Origin of the sequence: Lysinibacillus sp. K60 (assembly GCF_019731275.1) — a bacterium.
Lineage (GTDB): Bacteria > Bacillota > Bacilli > Bacillales_A > Planococcaceae > Lysinibacillus > Lysinibacillus capsici.
Genome location: NZ_JAASJR010000015.1, coordinates 63,477 through 84,504, shown reverse-complemented (window position 1 = coordinate 84,504; position 21,028 = coordinate 63,477). Strand labels below are relative to the sequence as shown.

Annotated in this window: 27 protein-coding genes and 2 pseudogenes; 13 read left to right on the top strand and 16 right to left on the bottom strand. The window is 38.1% G+C overall.

Annotation, left to right across the window (positions count from 1 at the left end; translation table 11 throughout):
• Positions 1–50 precede the first annotated feature (50 nt).
• Positions 51–1,381, top strand: a protein-coding gene (locus HCH28_RS22725; RefSeq protein WP_370635397.1) for an IS3 family transposase whose coding sequence is annotated in 2 segments (ribosomal slippage) — positions 51–438 and positions 438–1,381 — 1,332 coding nt in all. Because the reading frame shifts where the segments join, the coding sequence is not laid out codon by codon here.
• Positions 1,382–1,422: 41 nt separating this feature from the next.
• Here HCH28_RS22725 and HCH28_RS22720 read toward each other — a convergent pair.
• From HCH28_RS22720 to nagZ, 3 genes and pseudogenes are all read right to left on the bottom strand, one after another.
• Positions 1,423–1,851 carry a hypothetical protein gene (locus HCH28_RS22720; protein ID WP_221683210.1) on the bottom strand — a complete coding sequence of 143 codons (429 nt, stop codon included), beginning with the start codon at positions 1,849–1,851 and terminating at the stop codon, positions 1,423–1,425.
• Positions 1,852–2,020: 169 nt separating this feature from the next.
• Positions 2,021–2,221 (bottom strand): annotated as a pseudogene (locus HCH28_RS22715) (nucleoside transporter C-terminal domain-containing protein); the annotation flags it as partial.
• Between the two features lie 133 nt (positions 2,222–2,354).
• Complete coding sequence (gene nagZ, locus HCH28_RS22710) at positions 2,355–4,043, bottom strand: beta-N-acetylhexosaminidase (RefSeq protein ID WP_221683208.1); 1,689 nt, start codon at positions 4,041–4,043, stop codon at positions 2,355–2,357.
• A 192-nt stretch (positions 4,044–4,235) separates the two neighbouring features.
• Here nagZ and HCH28_RS22705 point away from each other — a divergent pair, with 192 nt between their 5' ends.
• The gene (locus HCH28_RS22705) at positions 4,236–4,631 is read left to right on the top strand and encodes a glucosamine 6-phosphate synthetase (protein WP_221683207.1); all 396 of its coding nucleotides are present in this window, start codon (positions 4,236–4,238) and stop codon (positions 4,629–4,631) included.
• Positions 4,632–4,813: 182 nt separating this feature from the next.
• On the opposite strand, the gene HCH28_RS22700 is transcribed toward HCH28_RS22705, so the two are convergent.
• The 4 genes from HCH28_RS22700 to HCH28_RS22685 form a co-directional block, all read right to left on the bottom strand.
• Positions 4,814–5,593, bottom strand: coding sequence for a class I SAM-dependent methyltransferase (locus tag HCH28_RS22700; protein ID WP_221683206.1), 780 nt, complete (start codon positions 5,591–5,593; stop codon positions 4,814–4,816).
• A 136-nt stretch (positions 5,594–5,729) separates the two neighbouring features.
• Entirely contained in the window at positions 5,730–5,945 is a 216-nt protein-coding gene (locus HCH28_RS22695) for a hypothetical protein (RefSeq protein ID WP_221683205.1), read from the bottom strand.
• 160 nt (positions 5,946–6,105) lie between these two features.
• On the bottom strand, positions 6,106–6,639 hold the full coding sequence (locus HCH28_RS22690; protein WP_221683204.1) for a GNAT family N-acetyltransferase: 534 nt from the start codon (positions 6,637–6,639) through the stop codon (positions 6,106–6,108).
• A 103-nt stretch (positions 6,640–6,742) separates the two neighbouring features.
• The gene (locus tag HCH28_RS22685) at positions 6,743–7,594 is read right to left on the bottom strand and encodes a GNAT family N-acetyltransferase (RefSeq protein WP_221683203.1); all 852 of its coding nucleotides are present in this window, start codon (positions 7,592–7,594) and stop codon (positions 6,743–6,745) included.
• A gap of 288 nt (positions 7,595–7,882) precedes the next feature.
• On the opposite strand from HCH28_RS22685, the gene HCH28_RS22680 reads away from it, so the two are divergent.
• From HCH28_RS22680 to HCH28_RS22670, 3 genes are all read left to right on the top strand, one after another.
• Positions 7,883–9,055, top strand: a complete 1,173-nt coding sequence (locus HCH28_RS22680) for a multidrug effflux MFS transporter (protein ID WP_221683216.1) — start codon at positions 7,883–7,885, stop codon at positions 9,053–9,055.
• Between the two features lie 302 nt (positions 9,056–9,357).
• Entirely contained in the window at positions 9,358–9,543 is a 186-nt protein-coding gene (locus HCH28_RS22675; protein WP_221683202.1) for an antitoxin VbhA family protein, read from the top strand.
• A gap of 3 nt (positions 9,544–9,546) precedes the next feature.
• The gene (locus HCH28_RS22670; protein WP_221683201.1) at positions 9,547–10,248 is read left to right on the top strand and encodes a Fic/DOC family protein; all 702 of its coding nucleotides are present in this window, start codon (positions 9,547–9,549) and stop codon (positions 10,246–10,248) included.
• 285 nt (positions 10,249–10,533) lie between these two features.
• Here the strand turns inward: HCH28_RS22670 and HCH28_RS22665 are convergent, their stop codons facing one another.
• On the bottom strand, positions 10,534–11,034 hold the full coding sequence (locus tag HCH28_RS22665; protein WP_255601736.1) for a hypothetical protein: 501 nt from the start codon (positions 11,032–11,034) through the stop codon (positions 10,534–10,536).
• A gap of 95 nt (positions 11,035–11,129) precedes the next feature.
• On the opposite strand from HCH28_RS22665, the gene HCH28_RS22660 reads away from it, so the two are divergent.
• Complete coding sequence (locus tag HCH28_RS22660) at positions 11,130–11,582, top strand: NUDIX domain-containing protein (RefSeq protein WP_221683199.1); 453 nt, start codon at positions 11,130–11,132, stop codon at positions 11,580–11,582.
• A 33-nt stretch (positions 11,583–11,615) separates the two neighbouring features.
• On the opposite strand, the gene HCH28_RS22655 is transcribed toward HCH28_RS22660, so the two are convergent.
• Positions 11,616–12,059, bottom strand: coding sequence for a GNAT family N-acetyltransferase (locus HCH28_RS22655; protein ID WP_221683198.1), 444 nt, complete (start codon positions 12,057–12,059; stop codon positions 11,616–11,618).
• 10 nt (positions 12,060–12,069) lie between these two features.
• Positions 12,070–12,402 (bottom strand): MazG nucleotide pyrophosphohydrolase domain-containing protein, encoded by a 333-nt coding sequence (locus tag HCH28_RS22650; protein WP_370635396.1) that lies wholly within the window; start codon positions 12,400–12,402, stop codon positions 12,070–12,072.
• A 64-nt stretch (positions 12,403–12,466) separates the two neighbouring features.
• Between HCH28_RS22650 and HCH28_RS22645 the strand changes: the two genes are divergently transcribed.
• A complete protein-coding gene (locus tag HCH28_RS22645; protein WP_221683197.1) occupies positions 12,467–13,042 on the top strand; it encodes an LOG family protein in 576 nt (191 codons plus the stop codon).
• 136 nt (positions 13,043–13,178) lie between these two features.
• Here the strand turns inward: HCH28_RS22645 and HCH28_RS22640 are convergent, their stop codons facing one another.
• Complete coding sequence (locus HCH28_RS22640; RefSeq protein WP_221683196.1) at positions 13,179–13,376, bottom strand: transmembrane Fragile-X-F protein; 198 nt, start codon at positions 13,374–13,376, stop codon at positions 13,179–13,181.
• 118 nt (positions 13,377–13,494) lie between these two features.
• On the opposite strand from HCH28_RS22640, the gene HCH28_RS25230 reads away from it, so the two are divergent.
• The 4 genes from HCH28_RS25230 to HCH28_RS22625 all read left to right on the top strand — a co-directional run bounded on the left by HCH28_RS25230 (position 13,495) and on the right by HCH28_RS22625 (position 15,979).
• Entirely contained in the window at positions 13,495–13,734 is a 240-nt protein-coding gene (locus HCH28_RS25230; protein WP_255601731.1) for a hypothetical protein, read from the top strand.
• 43 nt (positions 13,735–13,777) lie between these two features.
• Positions 13,778–14,356, top strand: coding sequence for a dimethylarginine dimethylaminohydrolase family protein (locus tag HCH28_RS22635; protein ID WP_255601730.1), 579 nt, complete (start codon positions 13,778–13,780; stop codon positions 14,354–14,356).
• Positions 14,357–14,436: 80 nt separating this feature from the next.
• Positions 14,437–14,682, top strand: coding sequence for a YkuS family protein (locus HCH28_RS22630; protein WP_202341897.1), 246 nt, complete (start codon positions 14,437–14,439; stop codon positions 14,680–14,682).
• 130 nt (positions 14,683–14,812) lie between these two features.
• Positions 14,813–15,979: a Ger(x)C family spore germination protein gene (locus tag HCH28_RS22625; protein WP_221683195.1), complete on the top strand. Its 1,167-nt coding sequence runs from the start codon at positions 14,813–14,815 to the stop codon at positions 15,977–15,979.
• Positions 15,980–16,320: 341 nt separating this feature from the next.
• Here the strand turns inward: HCH28_RS22625 and HCH28_RS22620 are convergent, their stop codons facing one another.
• The 3 genes from HCH28_RS22620 to HCH28_RS22610 form a co-directional block, all read right to left on the bottom strand.
• A complete protein-coding gene (locus HCH28_RS22620; RefSeq protein ID WP_221683194.1) occupies positions 16,321–17,481 on the bottom strand; it encodes an MFS transporter in 1,161 nt (386 codons plus the stop codon).
• Positions 17,482–17,660: 179 nt separating this feature from the next.
• On the bottom strand, positions 17,661–17,813 hold the full coding sequence (locus HCH28_RS22615; protein WP_202341894.1) for a hypothetical protein: 153 nt from the start codon (positions 17,811–17,813) through the stop codon (positions 17,661–17,663).
• Positions 17,814–17,939: 126 nt separating this feature from the next.
• On the bottom strand, positions 17,940–18,593 hold the full coding sequence (locus HCH28_RS22610; protein WP_221683193.1) for a hypothetical protein: 654 nt from the start codon (positions 18,591–18,593) through the stop codon (positions 17,940–17,942).
• Positions 18,594–18,819: 226 nt separating this feature from the next.
• On the opposite strand from HCH28_RS22610, the gene HCH28_RS22605 reads away from it, so the two are divergent.
• Entirely contained in the window at positions 18,820–19,053 is a 234-nt protein-coding gene (locus tag HCH28_RS22605) for a DUF3923 family protein (RefSeq protein ID WP_255601735.1), read from the top strand.
• Between the two features lie 187 nt (positions 19,054–19,240).
• Here the strand turns inward: HCH28_RS22605 and HCH28_RS22600 are convergent, their stop codons facing one another.
• On the bottom strand, positions 19,241–19,813 hold the full coding sequence (locus tag HCH28_RS22600; RefSeq protein WP_221683191.1) for a hypothetical protein: 573 nt from the start codon (positions 19,811–19,813) through the stop codon (positions 19,241–19,243).
• Between the two features lie 15 nt (positions 19,814–19,828).
• Between HCH28_RS22600 and HCH28_RS25515 the strand changes: the two are divergent.
• Positions 19,829–20,032 (top strand): annotated as a pseudogene (locus HCH28_RS25515) (tyrosine-type recombinase/integrase); the annotation flags it as partial.
• Between the two features lie 35 nt (positions 20,033–20,067).
• On the opposite strand, the gene HCH28_RS22590 reads toward HCH28_RS25515, so the two are convergent.
• Positions 20,068–21,024: a PD-(D/E)XK nuclease family protein gene (locus tag HCH28_RS22590; protein WP_221683213.1), complete on the bottom strand. Its 957-nt coding sequence runs from the start codon at positions 21,022–21,024 to the stop codon at positions 20,068–20,070.
• Positions 21,025–21,028: the final 4 nt, after the last annotated feature.

Sequence of the window (21,028 nt, the reverse complement as noted above, 5' to 3'; positions counted from 1 at the left end):
TAGGGCATTTTTGTTTATAATTGAAAAAAACAAGATTCGGAGCCACTACTATGACTAAGAACTTTTTAACACCCCACCAACAAAATGAATTAAAAAAGAATCCGTATGTAAAAGCTGTGAGCAATAAAGCGATTACGTATACGGATGAGTTTAAACGCTTATTTATTGCACAATCTGAAACAGGAAAATTACCAAGAGAAATTTTTGAAGAAGCGGGATTTGACGTGGAAGCGATTGGTATAACACGTATTCACAGAGCAGGTACTAGGTGGAGAGCAGCTTATAAAAAACGTGGAATCACCGGTTTAGAAGATTCTCGAAAACACAGTACAGGACGTCCTATCGAGCGAGAATTAAGTATAGAGGAAAAGTATGCACGACTTGAAGCAAAAATGCGTTTACTAGAAGCTGAAAACGAACTATTAAAAAAGATCGATTTACTCGAAAGGCAGATGTTGAAAAAGAAATAAAACTCGCACCAGAACTGAAATTTGAACTGATTGGTCAAACGATTGAAACGTATGGATTGAAGCGAATGGTACGCTATCTTTGTGAAGTGTTGGAGGTATCACGCTCAGGCTATTATAACTATTTTAAGGAAGAATCTCTTCAAAAAAGAGCGATGAAACACCAAGCAGATGAAGTCGTAAAGGAAGTGATTTTAAAAGCGTATCGATTCCGACGACGTCACAAAGGCGCACGTCAAATCAAAATGACGCTTCACCATCAATATGGTATTACCTATAATCTGAAGCGAATTCGCCGCATTATGAAGAAGTTCGGGGTTATCTGTCCAATTCGTAAAGCGAATCCTTACCGTCGTCTAGCCAAAGCCACACAAGAACATCGTACGTGTCCACATATGCTCGAACGCCAATTTAAACAAGGCGTGGCTGGTAAAGTCCTCTTAACAGATATCACGTATTTGACATATAAAAATGGTAAACGTGCTTATTTATCAACGATTAAAGACGCTGAGACGAATGAGATTTTGGCGTATGAAGTAGCAGATAGCATCACAATGGAAATTGTGCTCGACACTTTGAAAAAACTGAAAAAGCTAAAGCATCTAGCTCAGGACGCCTTCATCCACTCAGACCAAGGTTTTCATTATACCAATCCAGCGTTCCAAAAACTCGTGAAACAAATGGGCTTAGGTCAATCGATGTCACGCCGAGGAAACTGTTGGGACAACGCACCTCAAGAATCATTCTTTGGGCATTTTAAAGATGAGACGAATATAAAAGATTGTGAGACATTGGAAGACGTAAAACAAGAAGTGAAAAGCTATATGATCTATTATAACCATTATCGAGGTCCGTGGGATTTAAAAAAGCTGCCGCCTGTAAAATACAGACTGCAGCTTCAAGAAGTTGCCTAACCTTTTTCAAAATGTCCTTTACAAAGGGTACACTTTATTCGTTAAACAAATTTTATATTTTTCTTCACCGCATTTTCTACTAAAGCGTAGAGGAAACCCGCAATCCCAAAAATAAGCATGGAATTGACAATACTTATATTATATTCTTCTATAAATCGCGAATCATAGATGATTGTTAAAGAAAAAGCCCCTATTGCCCCACCAAATAAAGTAAAGGGAACCACTTTGAACAGCCCATTTTTCATAAAACGACTCACAATAAATGTTAGCGGTAAAAACGAAATCGGATAGAGAATAAAAGCAAAAGAACCCATTAAGAACATATAACCAACGCCTAAATCACGAAATCCCGTCATATATTCTGATGTTCTGATTTTTCTTCCTTCTAAAACTTCTAAGCCAAATCCTGCTAAGGCAAACAGCACTATAAAAGGTATCCACATGATGAAACAATGATAAAAAATTTTCATTCTAATCCATCCTCTTATGATTTTTATACTTTTAGTACAATTAAACCTCATACTAGATCAAACGAAAATTGTGGAAGAAAGTTACAATATTTCTAACCCGTCAAAAAATCAAAAAAAGCATATTTTAGAGATTGATACGCCTAAAATATGCCCTTCTAATTTCTTCTATTTAAAACACAATCCCAATAATGATCGCGGATAGTACACTTAAAAGTGAGGCACCGTATAGCAATTTTAATCCAAAGCGTGCCACCACGTTGCCCTGCTTTTCATTTAACCCTTTTACTGCACCTACGATAGTACCAATCGAGCCAACGTTAGCAAAGGATATGAGGAAAGCAGAGACAATGGCTGCTGTACGCTCACTGAAGCTATCTTGCTTGGATTTTAACGAAGTCCAGCATGGCAACGAATTCATATTTGAATTCGTTATCCCTATTCTCACCCCATCCATCATTCACAAAAAGGAACATACACCGGTAGCTGTATGTCCCTTTTCGCCTTTATTTCATATACGTATTCAAAACTTTTTCGATGCCCGTGTTAAGCTTGTTGATATCGACTGCTGGCACGGGCTGATTGACAAGCTGATATTTTTCTTTTAGTTTTAGGATTCTTTGGACACTTTCATTTATGCGGTCCTCTGTTATTTCCCCATTGCTGACGGCTACCTTCACCGCTTCTATCGCTGCTGTAATATTGGCATATTCATGAGCGATTAAAATAATATCACTACCAGCCTTGATCGAATCAACAGCTGCTTGCCCGATCGCATAATGATTCGTGATGGCTTTCATCGTCATATCATCAGTCATCACAACACCATCAAAGCCCAGCTGCTTTCTTAGCATACCCGTGATAATTTCCTTCGACATTGAGGAAGGATACTGTGGATCAATTTTTGGCAATAAAATATGTGCGACCATGACGACATCTGCACCATTGTTAATGGCCTCTTTAAATGGGACAAGCTCTAGCTGATTCAAATCGTTCAAGCTTTTTGCCACCTTTGGCAATTCTAAGTGAGAGTCCACAGATGTGTCACCATGCCCAGGGAAATGCTTCACGACAGGAATAACCTGCTCCGACTCCAGACCCTTCATTGTTTGAATGCCCAATTTGCTGACGATAGCTGGATCATTGGAAAACGAACGATCCCCGATAATTGGATTATTCGGATTGCTATTGACATCTAATACAGGCGCAAAGTCCAGATTGAAGCCAAATGCCCTTAATTGCTCTCCTAATAATTGGCCTACTTCAAATGAAAACTTGGATTGGTTAATGTCCCCAATTTTTTGGTTCGTTGGGAAATTGTTTAAAGCGCCTGGTAATCTGACTACTTTTCCACCCTCTTGGTCGGTGCCAAGGAAAAGTGGTAGCTGATTCTTCGAATTGGCAGCCATTAAGTCATTCATCAATGTGACTGTTTGCTGGGGTGTTTCAAGATTATTGCCATAAAGGATCAAACCACCTACTTTAGTCTTTTGAATAAGGCTTGTTGTCTCCGGCTGAAGCGTCGTGCCTGAAACACCTGCAAACATCATTTGACCGATTTTCTCGTCCAATGTCATTTGTTCCAGCCTATCTGGCGCTTGTGGCTTAAGTTCCGTATAGACTGATATATGATGAACGGCAGGATTGGCATCACTGTCAGTCGGTTTGGGTAAAATCCACTTTAATTGATAGCTGGCATTTACTTGGTAGACAAGAATAATTTGATTGGTTGATGGATCCTGATAGTAACGAACTTCATCAGGTTCACCCAACTTATTTTTAATATCTGCTAAACGAATGCTTTTGATATTCTCTTTCGATGAACGGATATCGAAGGCCTGTGAACCTCGATAACCAATCGTCACATCCTCATAATCTTCATATTGTCCATTGGCGGATTCAGTGACCTGCTGCGGTTCTCCCCATTGCTCACGAACCGCTTGTTGTTCTGTATCTCCTGCTGCAAATGGCACATCAGGTACTTTTCCTTCTCGTGCTAATTGAGCAATCTCCTGTATGAGAACCTCAATATTCTCTGAACCACCTTCCTGTTCAGACGCATCCTCTTGAACGGGCGTTGTCTCAGGATTTCTAGTCGGTTGTGTGACTGGTCTCATTTTCATGCCGATAAAAAAGGCTAGACCCATTAACATCAGCACAAGAATTAGCAGCACACCACGTCTTCTTTTATGCATGTAAAAACCTCCTTCACCAAGCCATTTGGCGACATCGAAACAAATCTATCAACTAACGTTATCATAACTGTCAACTGAATTCAAAACTCACGCTGTGAACAGAATCGCAGCCTTCAATAGAAAATATTATCGTAAGCTAGCAAAAATGCAAAAGAAGATGTTAAAATATTCACATAAAGGGGGATATAACACATGGGGAAATTAAGTAAAAGAAATATATTGTGGATTGTGCCAATCGGTATCTTAGCGGTATTTTGGTACTTCTATGGTCCACAAAAGGATATTACCGACAATGAATATATTACATACGTAAAAAACTATTCCTATGAAAATAGTACAAAAACTTTGGAGAGTGCCTTTGCCTCTGCCTGTGAAAATCCATATTGGGTCTATTTTGAAACACAAAAGGGACAGGATGTTGTAGAGTTTGAGGGTGATTGCACGGTTAACAATGAAATAGCCAAAGTCAATGTACAGTTTCTTGTAGACAACGACATCACAAGTGTTCAATCAGGTGCAATGCTTGTCGATAGTAAAATGCAGGAAGAAGCAGACCGCGATAAATTTTTGCTAGCACTTGCTAAATAATGAGGGTTTTCTATGGGAAAGCGGATAAAATGTACAAAGTAGTGGATAGCAATCCGAAAGTGACGGATAGAAAGTTAAAAGTGGCGGATAAATCCTGTAAATTGACGGATATAGCTCTGTGAAAGCAGAGTGCTGCAATCGAATAAAAATGGAGAGGGTTGATCCTCTCCAGAAGGTGGTTATTATTTTTTCTTGGCGATCCAAATCGTCCATCGATCCTTTTCCATAATGGAACCTTCTGTTGTGATCGCATTCCTTATATCCTCAAGAAGGGTCGATAATTGGTTGTCATTCAATTCATGTAATAGACTACGCCCCACTCTACCTTGTAAATCAGCCAATAATTGCTCCTTATTGGTATAGACCTGTCTCGTCTCCCATAGTTTGAGCTCACTAATTTCTTGAAAGCCTACTTCTTGTAAGCTTTCTGTCACCAACTGACTATTGTGTCTGCGCTCTACTTCCTTTTGAATAAGCGAAGGAAAACTTTCAAAGAAATAGCCCCTTATATGATGAGCATCCCCTGGAAGTATGCAATCCTCTGGGGTGCGATCCTGTACGATAAAATAACCGCCTTGCTGTAAAAGCCGAAATGCCTCTTGAAAGCATGCTTTGACATCTTGTATATGATGAATTAAGGCTCGTTCAAGCACGATATCAAAAGTATCCCCTGCAAGCCCTGTATTGAAAGCATTTCCTTGGACAAATGTGATTTGCGGATATGCTCGACAATTTTCTTTCGCTCCGTCTAGCATGGCTAGTGAAAAGTCTACACCTGTTACAGATGCCACCCCCATGTCGACAAGTGCCTTGGCATAAATTCCTCCGCCACAGCCGATATCTACTGCCTTTCCCATACGATGAAAAGGAATATGTTTCGCTAACGCTGCCTTCCATGTGCTATCTGCCTGTCTTGTTGTATAAGACGTACGATGTTGCTGATTGTGGAAATCAATCCCCATTCTCTTCACCCTCCCCTTTTATTTTAGTGTACTAGTAGATCAACCATAAGAAAAATCTATAATTATTATGAAAATACATAAGATTACCTTATCAAACGAAAAACCCATGCAAGGAAATGCATGGGTTAAACTTCCATTAACTATTTCTAGTAGGATGGGTGGACTTTAATATGGTCCGTTCAATTATTCTAATTTCGTTATTTAGTTTTGTAATCGCCGCTTCAATTTGTTGATACCGCTCCATTCGCTTGACCTTCTCAGTTGGAATGGAATCCTTTAAAGCAGCCTGTCCTGCGTATAAGCTTGACAGTAAATCTAGCTTTTGAAAATAAGCTGTGCTATATTGCTCCATAACACCCAGCCCCTCATCTGTTACTTTTTTACACGAACTTATGAATTGTTGTTCATATAAGAACTATAACCGAAAAAAGCAGCCTCAAAACTCGATCTAAATTATTATTTATTATCCATTTCCAAGTAAATGATTATTCTATAAAAGCGCTAAAGCTACGTTAATCATCTTTTTTTAACAAAGAATAGATAAATGTATCATGTGCTTGTCCCTTTTGATACATATAGTCCCTCAATATGCCTTCCTGTTGGAATCCAAGCTGAATTAAAAGCTTGGAAGATGCCTCATTCTCTAAAAAAACAATGGCTCCAATCCTGTTTAAGTTCATATCCCCAAAACCATATGCAATTACTTTCTGCACAGCTTCTTTTGTATAACCCTGCCGCCAGTAATCAGGATGAATTTCATAGCCAATTTCTGCTCGTTGATGTGCCGCTGACCATAAATGGAAGCCCACTGTACCAATCACTTCATTCGAATCTTTTCGTTCAATTCCCCAACGAATCCCGCGCTTTTCCTCAAAAGTTTTGGCAAATTGCTTGATTAATTGCTCGGCCTGCTTTAAGTCGGCAAAAGGCTCCTGCCCATAATAGCGTGTTAAAGCCTCATTGGAAAAACAACGAAAAATCGCAGGAACATCCTCCTCTGTGAGTTCTCTTAATCTAAGTCTTGCTGTCTCTAATTCTGGAAACATGCTGTTCCCCTCCTCTACCATCCATATCATTCTCTACTCTTCCTTCAAAATCCTTTTTTAACAACATAAACGTGCAAACCCCAAAGTAGGCTTGCACGTTTGATTAACCAAAGGCTTGTGCTGCTAGAGCAAATAATGTTTGATTTCTTGTAGGTATTTTTTTGGCATTACGGATCATGATTGGTGGTGTTGCAGCCATCGTAAAACCACTCTGTTGTAAAATTGGACCAAGCTCCATTTGAACAGATGGACAGTCGATACGTAATTTCCCCTGATACCCCTTAGCCAATTCATTGATAATATCATGCGCTATTTCTTTACTTGGCGCGACGATTGGTCCTAAAAGAAGATAAATCGGCCCCGCGATCGTTAAGCCATAGCCAATCATTTGATTGTCCTGATTTTTCACAACAACACAGCGCTGTGACTGCTGTATTCTTTTACGCAGAAAGATTCTTCTACTATCCCCAAAGGCTGCTGCGTCAAGCTTGGCAAGCTGTTCAAAATCCTGCTCTTGAAATTCTTTGATGGTGCCTAAAAAATCGGATTCTCTTGTCGTCTCAACAAATTTGTCTGCCAAATATTTATGTACATGCTCAACAGTCGTGAAGCCCATCTTTTGATATAAAGGTTGTCCTTCTTTTGTAGCTACGAGCATAATCGCTGTTTCCACTGAAACACTATCGATACAGGCTTGTGTAACGATTCTACCTAAGCCAAAACCTCTGCATTGCTCATGCACAATCACCATACCAATGGAAGCTACATTTGTATCGTAGGGAATAATGGCTGCACAGGAAACAATTTTCCCTTCCCTATTTTTATGTCCAACTATTCTACCTGCTGCCATAATCGTTTCAATTTCGTAGGCATCGTAATCCCATCCAACGGAAGCTGATAGCTCGATTAATCCCTGAATATCGGTAGAAGTAAATAAAGTTAGCTCAAAATTCAATTAGATACACCCTCTGTCATCCAAATTTAAAAGAACGTTTGTTCCATTTTACAAAATCCCCCTTCCATGTACAAGCAATATCTCTTAGCTTTAGCAATTATTACTATATAAGTATTGTAAAATAGCCTATAATAGTTGCTAGACTATGCACTCCTACTTCAAGCATATAAAGGTGATTTCAACATGACATCCTATGAACGTATTCTTATAATGGTCCCGCCGTTTCCCTAGCTACGCAATCTACTTGTATCTAACAAAGTAGAATTTTGCTTGTAGGAGGGCAATATGTTGAAAAAACAGGCAGTACCATCTTTATTATTAATGATTGTTCTTGTGGCTTTTCCACAAATTAGTGAAACAATATACACACCATCACTTCCGGACATTGCCTCTGCACTTGGTGTAGCCAATAGCTCTGTCCAATTAACATTAAGTATCTATTTTATTGGCTTTGCATTCGGCGTTTTCTGCTGGGGATGGATTTCTGATTTGATTGGCCGTAGACCTGCCATGCTAGGCGGTTTAATTTTTTATGGAATAGGTAGCCTACTCTGCTTTTATGCAGAGACAATTCCTTTTCTATTAGCAAGTCGATTGCTCCAAGCATTCGGCGCTGCCACTGGCTCCATTATTACGCAAACCATTTTGCGTGAAAGTGTGACGGGAAGTCAACGCCATGCAATGTTTGCTCAAATTTCAGCCGTCATTGCCTTTACCCCAGCGGTAGGGCCGTTGATTGGTGGTTGGGTGGATCAAGCACTAGGCTTTCGAGCCGTGTTTTTTGTCCTTGTCATCATGAGTATTTTGTTATTTATCTATGCTTATTGCAGACTTCCAGAAACAACCAATCCTGCAACAAGACAAAGAACTGCGATTTTGCCTGTCGTCAAACGCATTTTCGCTTCACCCATCGTGCTTGTCTATGGTCTACTAATTGGAGGCATCAATGGTATTCTATTTAGCTACTATGCCGAAGCACCCTTTATATTCATTGAGCATTTCCGACTGTCACCTGGCCTGTACGGATTTCTTGGCATTATCGTTGCCCTTGCTTCCATAATAGGGGCTATGATTTCAAAGCGACTCGTCATCAGCCATCCGCCACAAAAAATCATTCATGTTGGCTGTTTGGTAATGCTTGGTGGCACTTTGCTTTTGACCATCGTCTGTACGCTACCATTGCACGCGAGCATGATGGCCATTAGTATGCTGATTACTATCTTTATAACACTGCTAGGCTCGGGCATTGCACTTCCTAATTGCTTAAGTTTAGCGTTAGTAGATTTTCAGGATGTCATTGGCACAGCAGGCGCTATCTTTAGTCTCGGCTATTACTTACTCGTCAGTGCCATCACATCTGGTATGAGCTTACTGCATAACGGTTCTTTACTGACAATGCCACTCTATTTCTTAGGTCTATCCTTGATGATGTGGCTTTGCGGGAGAAAGTTTATTCGATAATGGAAGAAAGCGGGCTTCCAATCGCTATTGCTTTTAGATAGATGAAAGACTAGAACAAAACCTCTTCTCCGAATAGAAAAAGTGGGTGAAATTTTACTCTTCGTAAAATTTCACCCACTTTGATTATAGGATTGCCTAGCTCTAACTTTTTCCACTGGCACCTATTGAATTTTCTCACTCAAACTGTAAATGCTACTGACAAAGATTGAACTATGTCAGTAGGCATCGGGCAGTGATCTAACTATCTCCTGATGCATAAAACTGATATAATAGATATACCATTAAAGTGAGGGGTGTTATTTATGAAAGAAAATTCATCCTTAGAACGTAAAAAGCAAGTGCAATTCGCAGTTGGTATGGCGGCCATTGACGGTGGAAAACCGAGCGCATTTACACAGAACCTCTTAAACCAATATGAAAATGGTCAAGTATCATCCAGCCAATTGAAACAAGCGATTGTTGAAAAATATACAAGGGTTTCACAGTAGTTTATGGACCCATATATTTATCCTAATGCAAATGTCTTAATCAACAAATTAAATATTCGAGATGAACAACAATTGATTGACGTTGAAGCACAACTGTTAATCGCTGGGATTATAGATATTTCTTCTATCACGCAGGATATTGACTTCCAAAAATATAAAAGTCTCCAAACGATTCATCACTTCCTTTTTCATGAGCTATATTCATGGGCAGGAGAATTCCGAACAGTCAATATTTATAAAAGTGAACATGTTTTAAATGGATTATCTGTTGCTTATAGTGATAAAGATCACATTGTATCTGATTTAAAAACTATTTTCAGTTGGTCTAAATCTAAGCAATGGAAGTATTCTAATCCTCGCCTTGTAGAGGACTTTTCTTCATTTATGACAAAACTTTGGCGTGTTCATCCTTTCCGAGAAGGAAATACGCGAACGGTATCGATTTTCATGAAGCTTTTTGCTGAAGCAAATAGGCTAGACTTCAATGCTCAATTACTCTCACAGCATTATTTACGAAATGCACTAGTTCTTACCGCAGTAGAAGAAGCTCCGGAACCACAATATTTATTGAAGATGATGACAGATGCACTGGATGTAGCTGATTTCAATAAATTTAAGGTTGACGATGAAACGTCTAGTAATTATCAATTAATTGGGCATTATGATGTTTCCAAATATAAAGAAAAGCCCTTTGAAACGGATTAAGGAATGATTTATTTACCGTTTAAGTATGTTTTAGTTATTTAACACACTAAAAAGGATGGTGATTTGTAATGGAATCATCATCCTTTTTATATTTATTTCACAAAAGGTATCAATTCATTCATTTAAAACCTTTTACTCTTAGAAAAATCACCTCCCAATTGAAATTTAGTTTTTAACCCCATATTCAATCGAAGGTGTTTTTTTATTTGTCTATACTGTTGAGGTCAGTCCTCAACATCAAGTTTCCACTTTTTATACACCTACTAGTTTTTCCTAGCTATTTCTCTATCCTTGAAAATAATAATCCAACACTTCCTGAGGGGTATGAAAAACTTTGTTGCTTTGCGTTTTATAAAGAAATTTGGGATTCGTACAGGCTTTCTCTAGACTTTTTGCTTGCTTTAGCTTATCCGTCATTTGCTCAATAATATCTGTGTAGCCATCGAGCTGGTTTGAAATTTTCGGTAGCATCGTTGGTGAGATATCGAGTACAATAGAGACTTGATCCTCAGCATAACTATTTAAATTGATAAAAAAGCATTCTTCCAAATGCTTTGAATGTTTATCTACATTAATGACAGCCTCTTGATAATTGGCGATTAGCCCTGTTGATGTATTCGTAATTGTAAAGCCTTGCTGTGTCAAATGCTGTTCAACCAGCTTTAAAAACTGCTCGACCTCTGCATCTAGCTTTGGTGTAACATTGGATTGAATTAAATCATTACATTTTTGATAAATGGTATCTATTTCAGTCTGTTTTTCGACAAGTAATTTAAAATTAGACATTGAATACACGCTTCATCTCCCCTTTTTACTAAGGTAGACATTCATAAAGCGTTTTAGTCATGATCACGAAAAATAACAATTAAAAGGAGAAGTCGATGATTAGAAATTCTGTCAAAGCCATCATCATCATGGATGGGAAACTATTGCTAACAAAAAATCAAGATGTCGAGGGCTACTTTTACCTTTGCCCAGGCGGTGGGCAGGAGCATGGAGAGACCTTTCACAAGACATTGCAAAGGGAATGCCTTGAGGAAATTGGCTCCTCCGTTCACATTGGAGAGCTGTTATTTATCCGTGAATACATCGGACAAAATCATGAGCATGCCGCCTTTGACGCTGATGTACATCAGGTAGAATATTATTTCCTCTGTCAGGTAAATGCGCAAACTTGTCAACCAACCAATCCAGATAGTCTTCAAATTGGAACCCAATGGATACCGATTGAAAAGCTTCATACATATAGACTTTACCCCAAAGCGCTTATCCAACCGTTACAGCAGTTTATACGAGGACAGCAAACAACAATCTATTTGGGCGATGTCAATTAAAACAGGCTATCTATTTCCTTAGACAGCCTATTGTTAAGGAAGCACTTTCACCATCGTATAGTAGCTACTGCCTGGTGGATAATCTTTAATTTCTCCCACTACTTGATAGCCATGAGCCTCATAAAAGGAACGCGCTTGAAACTCGTAGGTTGTCAGTAGGGCTTTTGTTGCCCCCATGTCCTTGGCTACTAACTCTGCCTGAGCTAAGAGTTTTGTGCCCATTCCCTTTCCACGATATTCTTCACTAAACCAAAATTTATGTATTTCTACCCATCCCCAGTAGACTTCAGCTGTTATACCACCTATCCATTGCTGCTGCTGATCTGTGACGATTAACTGTAAAGGAAGAACCGCATCCTTCTTTCTACTTTCACGATGATGAGGAGATTGCTCATTATTATAGGCACGAATTTTTTCGCTTAAAAAATTCGTAAAATCCTCATGCTGTTCCCGTAAAACCTCTACTTGATATTCCATCTTGCTCCTCCTATTCCTGATAACGCTTTATCAGCTTGTCTTGATGAGCTGCAAATATTTTTTCTAATGGAATATCGTACTGATTAGCAATCACGATAAGATTTCCTAGGACATCCCCTAGCTCTTCAATTAGCTCCTGCTTATTTTCTTCAAAGGATTGTGTTTTTTCATCTGGTCGATCTCTACCAATCTCGATTGCTCGAATCGCCCTTGCTACCTCACCTGTTTCTTCTGCCAAGAAGCCAATACGTGTAAAAATATTAAGCTCTGACCAGCCACGTGCTTCATAGTAATCCTTTACCCAGCGTTGAAAGTCATTTAGTTCCAATTCTACTTCCTCCATTTCCTTCCTCTTCAAAATAAATTATACTATAAAAGAATTCGATCAGATATGGAGGAAATCAGCTATGAAAAGTATTGCCGTATTTTGTGGATCCAGTCTAGGGGCTTCCGACGCTTATCGTCAAGGAGCGATTTTACTAGGAAAAGAATTAGCTAAAAGACAAATTACGCTTATTTATGGTGGTGCTTCTGTAGGCATCATGGCAACAGTAGCGAATACAGTGCTAGAAGAAGGCGGCAAGGTTATTGGGGTGATTCCGACATTATTAGAAGAACGTGAAATTGCGCATCAACAGCTGACAGAGCTGATTGTTGTAAAGACGATGCATGAACGTAAAAGTAAAATGATGGAATTAGCAGATGGCTTTATTGCCCTTCCTGGTGGACCTGGAACATTAGAGGAATTTTTTGAAGTATTTACGTGGAATCAAATCGGTCTGCTTCAAAAACCTTGTGCTATTTTCAATTTGGAACGCTATTTTGATTTATTAATATCATTCTTTGACCATATGCAAAATGAACAATTTTTAAAAGCCCAATATCGTGAGGCACTTATTGTTGATGAGGACGCAGCAGCCCTATTAGATAAATGCGAAAGCTTTGTTCCTCCAGCTGTGAAAACCTATGAATTAAGCAAATAATAACGTGGTGAGGTTGGACCTAATTGGACTAACCTCACCTTTTTCTTACCTAATCCCCAATACTATCCTACGTTACTATGCAAAACAAAAGATGGATCCGGTCGTTCAGATTACTAGAGATTTGGCTACTATGATTTCATAAGTCCGCCTTCTTTTCCCTCTTTTTCACTGCTACCACAGCAATCAATACCATCCCAAGCTTCACCACCCCAATAATGGCATACAGACTAAACGAAAGAATCGCTGGGAATAAGACGAACCACCACGACCATGTAATCACTTCTGTTAGCTTTAATACGACAAAGACAATAGTCAACACCTCTGCAATGCCCATCTTTTCACCACCTTACTGCCCATTCTTGACTATATAGGAACCATATACCTTACGATAAGGAACATCGCAGGAAACATTTTCACTATTTTTTCTAAATCATACAACAGGAGACAGTAAGATGACGAATATTTTTGTAAAAAGCGAGTTTGCCCCTTTAAAACGAGTTGTCATGGCGCAATCGGAATTTGCTTTTCCAGCTAAGGAGGCTCCACCAGATGATGAATTTTTAACAGAAGAAACTTTAGCTCTTTATGCAAGCGTTGATACACTCGGTAAAAATTTTAATGAGGTATTCCCAGAAAGACAGCAGCAAGGGGAATTGGAACAAGCAATTTTAAACAAAGTATTAGAAAAATAGAACTAGGGGTTCCCTTCGATTCCCACATAGACGCAACGAAATTTTGCCCGTACGCAATCTTTTAGTACAGGAAGCAAACGAAAATCAATGTTTCTATGTCTCCATTCCAAAGCCTGATATGGCAGATGGTTTTGATTCTGAAGCTGGCCCCTTTTTAGAGGGCGGCGATGTGTTAGTGTTAGATAAAACGATTTTCGTCGGAAATTCAGGACTAGCCTCCAATAAAAATGGTGTGCAATGGTTGCGTAATTTAGCAAGTAACTTTGATTATACGGTGGTTGAAGTGCCACTTCATCCAACCATTCTTCATCTTGACTGTGCGCTTAGCCTCGTTAGAGAGGGTCTAATGATTGTCTGCAAGGAAGCACTCATTGATGGTATTCCCGAACAGCTAAGAGATTGGGATAAAATTCACGTTTCCCTAGAGGATGCCGCAAAACTTGCTACTAACGGTTTACCTATTAATGAAAAAGTCTATATTACAGACAAAGAATTTACATGGATTGGCGAGCAGTTAGCGAAGAGAGGTATCACCGTAGAATCTGTTGATTTTACGATTTCTCGAAGCTTAGGCGGTTCTTTTAGATGTAGTACACAACCCCTATTACGCACGGATCTCTAGCAATTATCTCTCCCACTAAAAAATAGTATGAATAATGAGCAACCTGAAATGGCACATTACTTGTAGGAGGTGGACAAGAAATGTCTAGAATTATTGGTGTGGAACAATCATTAACGAATATCGAGGATGCTTTAAAAGCACAAGGCTATGAAGTCATCCAGCTTCGCAATGAAGAGGATGCGAAAAAATGTGATGCTTGTATTATTACAGGTCAGGATCGTGATGTCATGGGAATTAGTGATCCAGTTATGGAAGGTCCTGTGATTGATGCGGATGGACTATCAGCAAACGAGGTCGTTGAACGCGTCCAAAAATATTTCCACTAAAATCATTAGTGCTGTCTTTACGTCATTTTGACGAGAGCAGCACTTCCTACATACTAAATGGTCTCTACTTATAATACCTTGCGTTCTTGTACAAACTAATATACACGAACTTCAAAAAGTAGGGAGATATATGAGCCAAAAACAGATTGCAATTGTTATTTTAATGCTGACGACTACACTACTGCTATCCGGCTGTTGGGATGTAACAGAGCCACAACGAATGTATTACGTACAAGGTGTGGGGGTTGACTATAAGGATAATGAATATACAGCATACTTACAAATTATCAACTTTGCTAACGTAGCGAAAACAGAATCAGCTAACCCTAATGCAGCACCTACCGAAATTGGTCAAGCCAAGGGTAAGACAATAGAAGAAGCCATTTACAAATTGTATCGTTCAATGGACCAAGAAGTATTTTGGGGACATATGACCTTTCTTCTCTTCTCAGAGAGTGCTATGAAAGCTGAACATGCGATTGCGGTTATTGATACTTTTCTACGCTTTCGAGAGACAAGATATCATATTTGGGTTTACTGTACCCAAGATCCTATTGAGGATGTTTTATTAGTTTCTCCATTGTTAGAGAAATCACCAACTGCCGCCAAATTAAGTAATCCTAAAAATACAGCGAAGCAGGAGTCATTTGTAGAGCCTGTTACTTTAAGACAGCTCGTCATTGGCTTAAATGAGCCCAACCACGAAATGAAAATTCCTTATGTAACCGTCAACGAAAACTGGGAGACAATGGATGGCCCCAAAAAAGAAACCTTTTTTGCTGGCGTTGGTATTCTTTCAAAGGATAGTTTTAAAGGCTATATTAAAGGCAAATCTGCACGTGGAATAGAGTGGATGAATGATGAAACAAAGCAAGGAGAAATCACCGTCGAATTAGAAAATAATGAAAAAAGTGATTACTTAACCGTCGATATTAAAAAGCTAGATGTTAAAGTCAAGCCAATTGTGAAAGGTAATGATGTAAAGTTTGAAGTAAATTTAAAGTTCGATACGATTTTAAATGGTTTTAAAGGGAAGCTGACACCCAATCAGGTAAGAAAAAAAGTAGAAAAAGCCGTCAAGGAAGAAATCCTAACTACCTTTGAAGAAGGACTAAAAATAGATGCGGATATCTTTCGCCTATCCGAATATCTCTATCGTAGTAATGTAAAGGCTTGGAAGAGATTAGAGAAGGATGGCAAAATTCCTTTAAGCAAAGATTCCATTAGCAAAATCGATATTCATATTAATAAAGTAAGCCCTGGCCGTAAAACATTTGCAGAAACGATTACTGAATAATAGGTAGAGACCATCCAAAATGGCATGGTCTCTTTCTTATGGCCATCTTGTCATGCTCTATTAATGGAAAAGATTTAGGAAACTTTTAACAGACAGGAAATCAAGACGATGATAAAAAGGTTTGGAGGAATATTTTTGGCGAACAAAGAAGCTATATTATGTAAAATAACGGTAGATCGAAGCCTTGTGCTAGAATTAAACAATTGGAATGGGACAATCATTAAACCTCCAAACCTCTAGAGAGTATTAAATTTGGCAAGTTTATTAGGGCTAAAGATCCAATACGTTTTATAGTTCAAAGAAAAATGGACCAGCACTTGAGACTGGTCCTTCTTCCTGTATTAATGGTTTGTTTTCTTATTAAGAATGTAATCCCGGTAGACTAACAGAGCGACAAGAAGGAAGCTTAGGCTAACAAGTCGGAAAATCATTTCTACACTTATCCACTCAGCTAAAATCCCTAAGATAAATGCGCTCATACCGACCCCAACATCAAAGCTGGAAAGAAAAGTGGCATTGGCTGCACCACTTTTGGCTTCACTTACTTTTTGAACAGCCCAAGTTTGTAGGCACGGCATAATGGTGCCATAGCCTGTACCAAATAAAATCGCAGCGAAAATCAAAGTGAAATTATTTGTAGTATAGGATAACACGATTAATGATAGAAAACCGAAAATCGCTGATACAATAATGATCGACCATGGTCCATGCTTATCAAACCATTTCCCTGTAAAAGGACGTATTAACGTGGAAACAATTGCGTTGATAAGAAAGAATAGGAAAATATGTTGTAATCCCTTTTGTTCACCAAAAAGAACTAAAAATGTAATGATGGCGCCGAAACCAAGCGTCGTCACAACAGTCAATAATGCCTGAAACCTTACTTCTTTTTCAAATATCGCTTCCATAAATCGAAATGGCTGCTTGTCATTTTGAGTAGGTGCCGTGGCATGCACAAATGAAAGCATTATGATCGCAAAAAGGCTTAGTAAGGCTGATGACCAAATCAGCGTGTGAAAAGAAAAGGTACTGTAAATAAGAATCCCGAGACTTGGTGCAACAATCGCTCCCACGGTTGTGGATACCGAGAAATAGCCCATCCCCTCTCCTAATCGAGCTTTAGGGATACTATCTACAGCCATTGTACTATTGGCTGTCGTGGATACACCCCACGCTGTTCCATGGAAAAGTCGAAGTAATAGGAAAATCCAAATCGTGTGAAGCAATGGATACAGCATTGTAATTATTAGTAATGCTATACTTGCCACAATCGCTAGTTTTTTCCGCTTATGATCCATTAAATAGTACCCTACAAAAGGTCTTATCGTAATGGCACCTAGTGTAAATACCGTCGTCACCAAGCCTACTTGCATCGGATTGGCGTTTATGCTTAATAAATAGGCTGGTAAAATAGGTAATAGCATTTCAAATCCTATAAAAATGAAAAAATTACTTATAAATAGAAAAAGAAATGATGAAGTAAAAATTGGCTGTTTTTTCATAGTTAATTCCTCGCTTCTAATTATTTTTCTAAATTAGAAGCGCTTGGAACACTGCAACATTCCTTAATTGTCTTAGTTTTTTTAGCAATTCACTCACCCTCTCTCAGTTTTATCACAACAAAAAAGACGCCATAAAACCGGCGTCTACCAATTACTTTGTATGGTTAAAAAGTCATTTTTCACACATGACTAACAAAGGCAAAAAGCTTCCGGTTACTACCTTCACTATGCTGTTTTCTTAAAAAACCACAGACTGGTCCCTTTGAGCCTAAATCATCTAATTGTAAAAATGTCTTTACCTCAATCGCCGTTCTTCTGAAAATCGTTTCCATGACTTTTCGCCTCCTCTCTCAAGATCAATTCATAGCTTACTATAATTTAATACAACTTTACCATAAAAGCAAATGCAACGTTGAAACTATGTATTAGACGCAAAATATTTTCCACGCATCGACTATTTATAAAGTTCTTTCCTTGTCACCGTCAATTAATTGAACATGCACCTTGGAGGAGCTACCTCCCTCTATATGATTAGGAACATCTGTTAAATCAAGTATTTCCTTTAGATGAATAGCTTTTTCACGATTGGCCTCGATGGTCACATGATATGGCCCTGCTATATTCATCAGTGAATTCATCCGCTTATCGCCTTTAAAAAAATCCGTATCGATAAATTGTAAATCAAAGGACACAGCTTCATTGCTTCGATTATGTAGAACAATGGTACATTCCCCATTCATTAAGTCTTTTCCCACCATATCAAACCGACATTCTCCATCCCCTTTGTATGAAATGGCCATAATGCCACTAGCAAAGGTTTCTTGGTATGCCATGATGAGCAAATGGGGTAAAAAAGAATAGAGTAATACTACCATGACAAATATTCGAAAATGATATTTGTTTATGCTCCTAAGTAGTAAAATCATAGCAATTATAAATAAAATCGAGCCAAAGATGCCAAGTAACACATATCCATCTTGTGTTTCGATCGGAATTGACATGAAGGTAGTATGTGCCATCATCGCTTCATTGTAAGGATACGGAAAAAACAGACACATACAAATACCCAACATAACGATTGACCCTATAAACGTCTTTTTATTGTTCATCATATGCTGCCTCCTTTCTAAGGTAATACCTAATATGCACATACCAAATTTACCATATTCCCCCTAAATAAGAAATGAAGCCTATGAAAAACTTCTATTTTAAAAATAGTCAATCCGTCTCTAGGCTGAGATGTAGCACCATCTATAGGACATTTCCAAATTTAAGGTAAATTGCTATAATTAAGCTCCGAAAGGGAATTACAAGAAGAAAGAGGGTGCCATATTGGGTATGAAAATAATTTGGTGGGCTGTAAATATTGTATGGTTATTGATTTTTTCTGGCATCGCCGTATTTATTGGGGCAAGAAATGTTGATGGTGCAGGGATTGTGCAAACACCTGAAGTGAAAATGGTTTCATTCATTATTTTGGGCATCATGTTTCTAATCGTTGTGCTTGTGCAATTAATTTTTCTTTACTTTATTAAAAAAAGCACAAAAGCTCATTATACGAAAATTTCTTAAAAAGAAGCGAGAGGCTATTTTAGCACTCGCTTCTTTTTCACCTTGATGCACATAGCTCCCTAAAATTACAGCCACGACAATGCCATTTTTCTTGTGTTTGTTCAAAGTCCTCGATGTCTACAGGCTAAAAGTTAGATTTTTGGCCTAACTTATGGGGTGCTGTACATTTGAAATGTGGTTTTAGTATTTATTCATCAAAAAAATCACCTTTGAAAAAAGGTTTAATTCCAACTTCTCTAAATAAATATTTTATTGGATGACAATCATCGACCAGATTTTTGTTGGGAATTAAAATTTTCTCCCTAAGTTCTTGAAATACTTCCGGATTAATTTCTGGAAACCATTCTTCATAAATCATATGTTTATCCTTTTCTATCAAAATTAAATACACAACAATAATCTCAAACATATAAGGAAATTCTTGTTTAATATTTTGATAGTTATCTAACAATGAAGTTATATAATCCTCAAAATTAAAAAATTTTGTTCCTTTTTCATTGTTGTATTTTAAACGTTCCTTTTCAGGTTTAAAGACAAAAGTAGACTTATTAAACCAGTTGCCTAACATGCATGTAAAAATTAATAATGCATATTTTTTAGTTTCTTTATCATCATCATTAAAATATTTAAAATACTCATCATAAATATAATTTTTGGCAGTGGTAAAATACCCAATTTCAATCCCAGAAATAGTTTGTTTCACATTTTGTATAATTTTATTATTTTCCATACCATAGTCACTTTCTTTTGAAATTTCCATAATGGTTATCCATCAAAACCTGCTGCTATAGATCTTGCTTGGAAAAGAATTATTGAAAAGTACAGTTTACCAAAGTTGAATTTTCACGCTTTACGACATTCATATGCCTCATTTATGGTCAGTCGGAATGTAAATTTTAAGATTATACAGGAGCAACTAGGTCACTCTGATATAAAAATGACAATCAATACATATAGTCATTTTAACCAAAAAGAATAAAAATGAAGTAAGCGACCATTTCGATGACTTTTTGGTCACTTGCTCAATGTTTCATCATATTTCTGCGCACATAACTCCCTAAAATTACAGCCACGACAATGCCATTTTTCTTGGGTTTGTTCAAAGTCCTCGATGTCTACGGGCTCGTTGGAAAAAATATCAGCCTGATACTTTTTCATTTCTAAAACGCTGCGCTGAAACGTATACAAATTATTCTCCATATCGATGTCTGTAAAACTATATTTCTTGCGCTTGCCTGTTAATAAATATTCATTATAGACCTCGATTTGCGCTAGAGACACACGGTATTTTTGCTGAACATAGTAAGCGTAGAGGGCTAATTGCTGACGGTCATCATCAGATTCTCCACCGGTCTTCCAGTCAACAATAATCCATTTATCCCTCAATTCATCATAATAATGAAAGTCCATAACAACAAATACCTGGACATCTTCTATTTTCATGGAGCGGAATTGCTCTGGTTCTCCGATACGGAGAGAGCCTTTTTGTGAGGTGATTTGCTGGAATGTTTCACTCATTAAAAAATGATTAAAAACAAGTCGTAAACGTTCTTTATAGTCTTGCACAAGCTCAGGAGAAAGGGTGCCATGATAATAGATTTCCTGCATCATATAATACTTATTTGGTTTTTGCCTCCAAAATTCAAGACGACGAGTGGAGTCAATAAAGGCTGCATTCAGCTGCCCGCGCCCCAATTGAATTAGCTCCTCTACTGTTGGAGCTTTTCCTGTTTGTAAATAATCATTAATGGCCTGCTCAATGTATCGATGGACAATTTGCCCAAATAAAATAGGCATCGATTGCAGCTTTTTTAAGCGATACACCTGTTGATGATATGGCTCCACATTGTAACTGAGCCACCCGTTATGTGAAAAGTAATATTCATAGCCGTATTTGCGGGCGCAGCTTGTCAATGTTTTGTGACGCGATAGCGACCACGAAAAGGTTGGATAGGGTGAAATTTCAAACAGGACA

Coding starts and splice junctions, on each gene's coding strand:
- HCH28_RS22720 (WP_221683210.1), bottom strand. CDS start 1,851: ATGAAAATTTTTTATCATTGTTTCATCATGTGGATACCTTTTATAGTG.
- nagZ (WP_221683208.1), bottom strand. CDS start 4,043: ATGCATAAAAGAAGACGTGGTGTGCTGCTAATTCTTGTGCTGATGTTA.
- HCH28_RS22705 (WP_221683207.1), top strand. CDS start 4,236: ATGGGGAAATTAAGTAAAAGAAATATATTGTGGATTGTGCCAATCGGT.
- HCH28_RS22700 (WP_221683206.1), bottom strand. CDS start 5,593: ATGGGGATTGATTTCCACAATCAGCAACATCGTACGTCTTATACAACA.
- HCH28_RS22695 (WP_221683205.1), bottom strand. CDS start 5,945: ATGGAGCAATATAGCACAGCTTATTTTCAAAAGCTAGATTTACTGTCA.
- HCH28_RS22690 (WP_221683204.1), bottom strand. CDS start 6,639: ATGTTTCCAGAATTAGAGACAGCAAGACTTAGATTAAGAGAACTCACA.
- HCH28_RS22675 (WP_221683202.1), top strand. CDS start 9,358: ATGAAAGAAAATTCATCCTTAGAACGTAAAAAGCAAGTGCAATTCGCA.
- HCH28_RS22670 (WP_221683201.1), top strand. CDS start 9,547: ATGGACCCATATATTTATCCTAATGCAAATGTCTTAATCAACAAATTA.
- HCH28_RS22665 (WP_255601736.1), bottom strand. CDS start 11,034: ATGTCTAATTTTAAATTACTTGTCGAAAAACAGACTGAAATAGATACC.
- HCH28_RS22660 (WP_221683199.1), top strand. CDS start 11,130: ATGATTAGAAATTCTGTCAAAGCCATCATCATCATGGATGGGAAACTA.
- HCH28_RS22655 (WP_221683198.1), bottom strand. CDS start 12,059: ATGGAATATCAAGTAGAGGTTTTACGGGAACAGCATGAGGATTTTACG.
- HCH28_RS22650 (WP_370635396.1), bottom strand. CDS start 12,402: ATGGAGGAAGTAGAATTGGAACTAAATGACTTTCAACGCTGGGTAAAG.
- HCH28_RS22645 (WP_221683197.1), top strand. CDS start 12,467: ATGAAAAGTATTGCCGTATTTTGTGGATCCAGTCTAGGGGCTTCCGAC.
- HCH28_RS22640 (WP_221683196.1), bottom strand. CDS start 13,376: ATGGGCATTGCAGAGGTGTTGACTATTGTCTTTGTCGTATTAAAGCTA.
- HCH28_RS25230 (WP_255601731.1), top strand. CDS start 13,495: ATGACGAATATTTTTGTAAAAAGCGAGTTTGCCCCTTTAAAACGAGTT.
- HCH28_RS22630 (WP_202341897.1), top strand. CDS start 14,437: ATGTCTAGAATTATTGGTGTGGAACAATCATTAACGAATATCGAGGAT.
- HCH28_RS22625 (WP_221683195.1), top strand. CDS start 14,813: ATGAGCCAAAAACAGATTGCAATTGTTATTTTAATGCTGACGACTACA.
- HCH28_RS22620 (WP_221683194.1), bottom strand. CDS start 17,481: ATGAAAAAACAGCCAATTTTTACTTCATCATTTCTTTTTCTATTTATA.
- HCH28_RS22615 (WP_202341894.1), bottom strand. CDS start 17,813: ATGGAAACGATTTTCAGAAGAACGGCGATTGAGGTAAAGACATTTTTA.
- HCH28_RS22610 (WP_221683193.1), bottom strand. CDS start 18,593: ATGATGAACAATAAAAAGACGTTTATAGGGTCAATCGTTATGTTGGGT.
- HCH28_RS22605 (WP_255601735.1), top strand. CDS start 18,820: ATGAAAATAATTTGGTGGGCTGTAAATATTGTATGGTTATTGATTTTT.
- HCH28_RS22600 (WP_221683191.1), bottom strand. CDS start 19,813: ATGGAAATTTCAAAAGAAAGTGACTATGGTATGGAAAATAATAAAATT.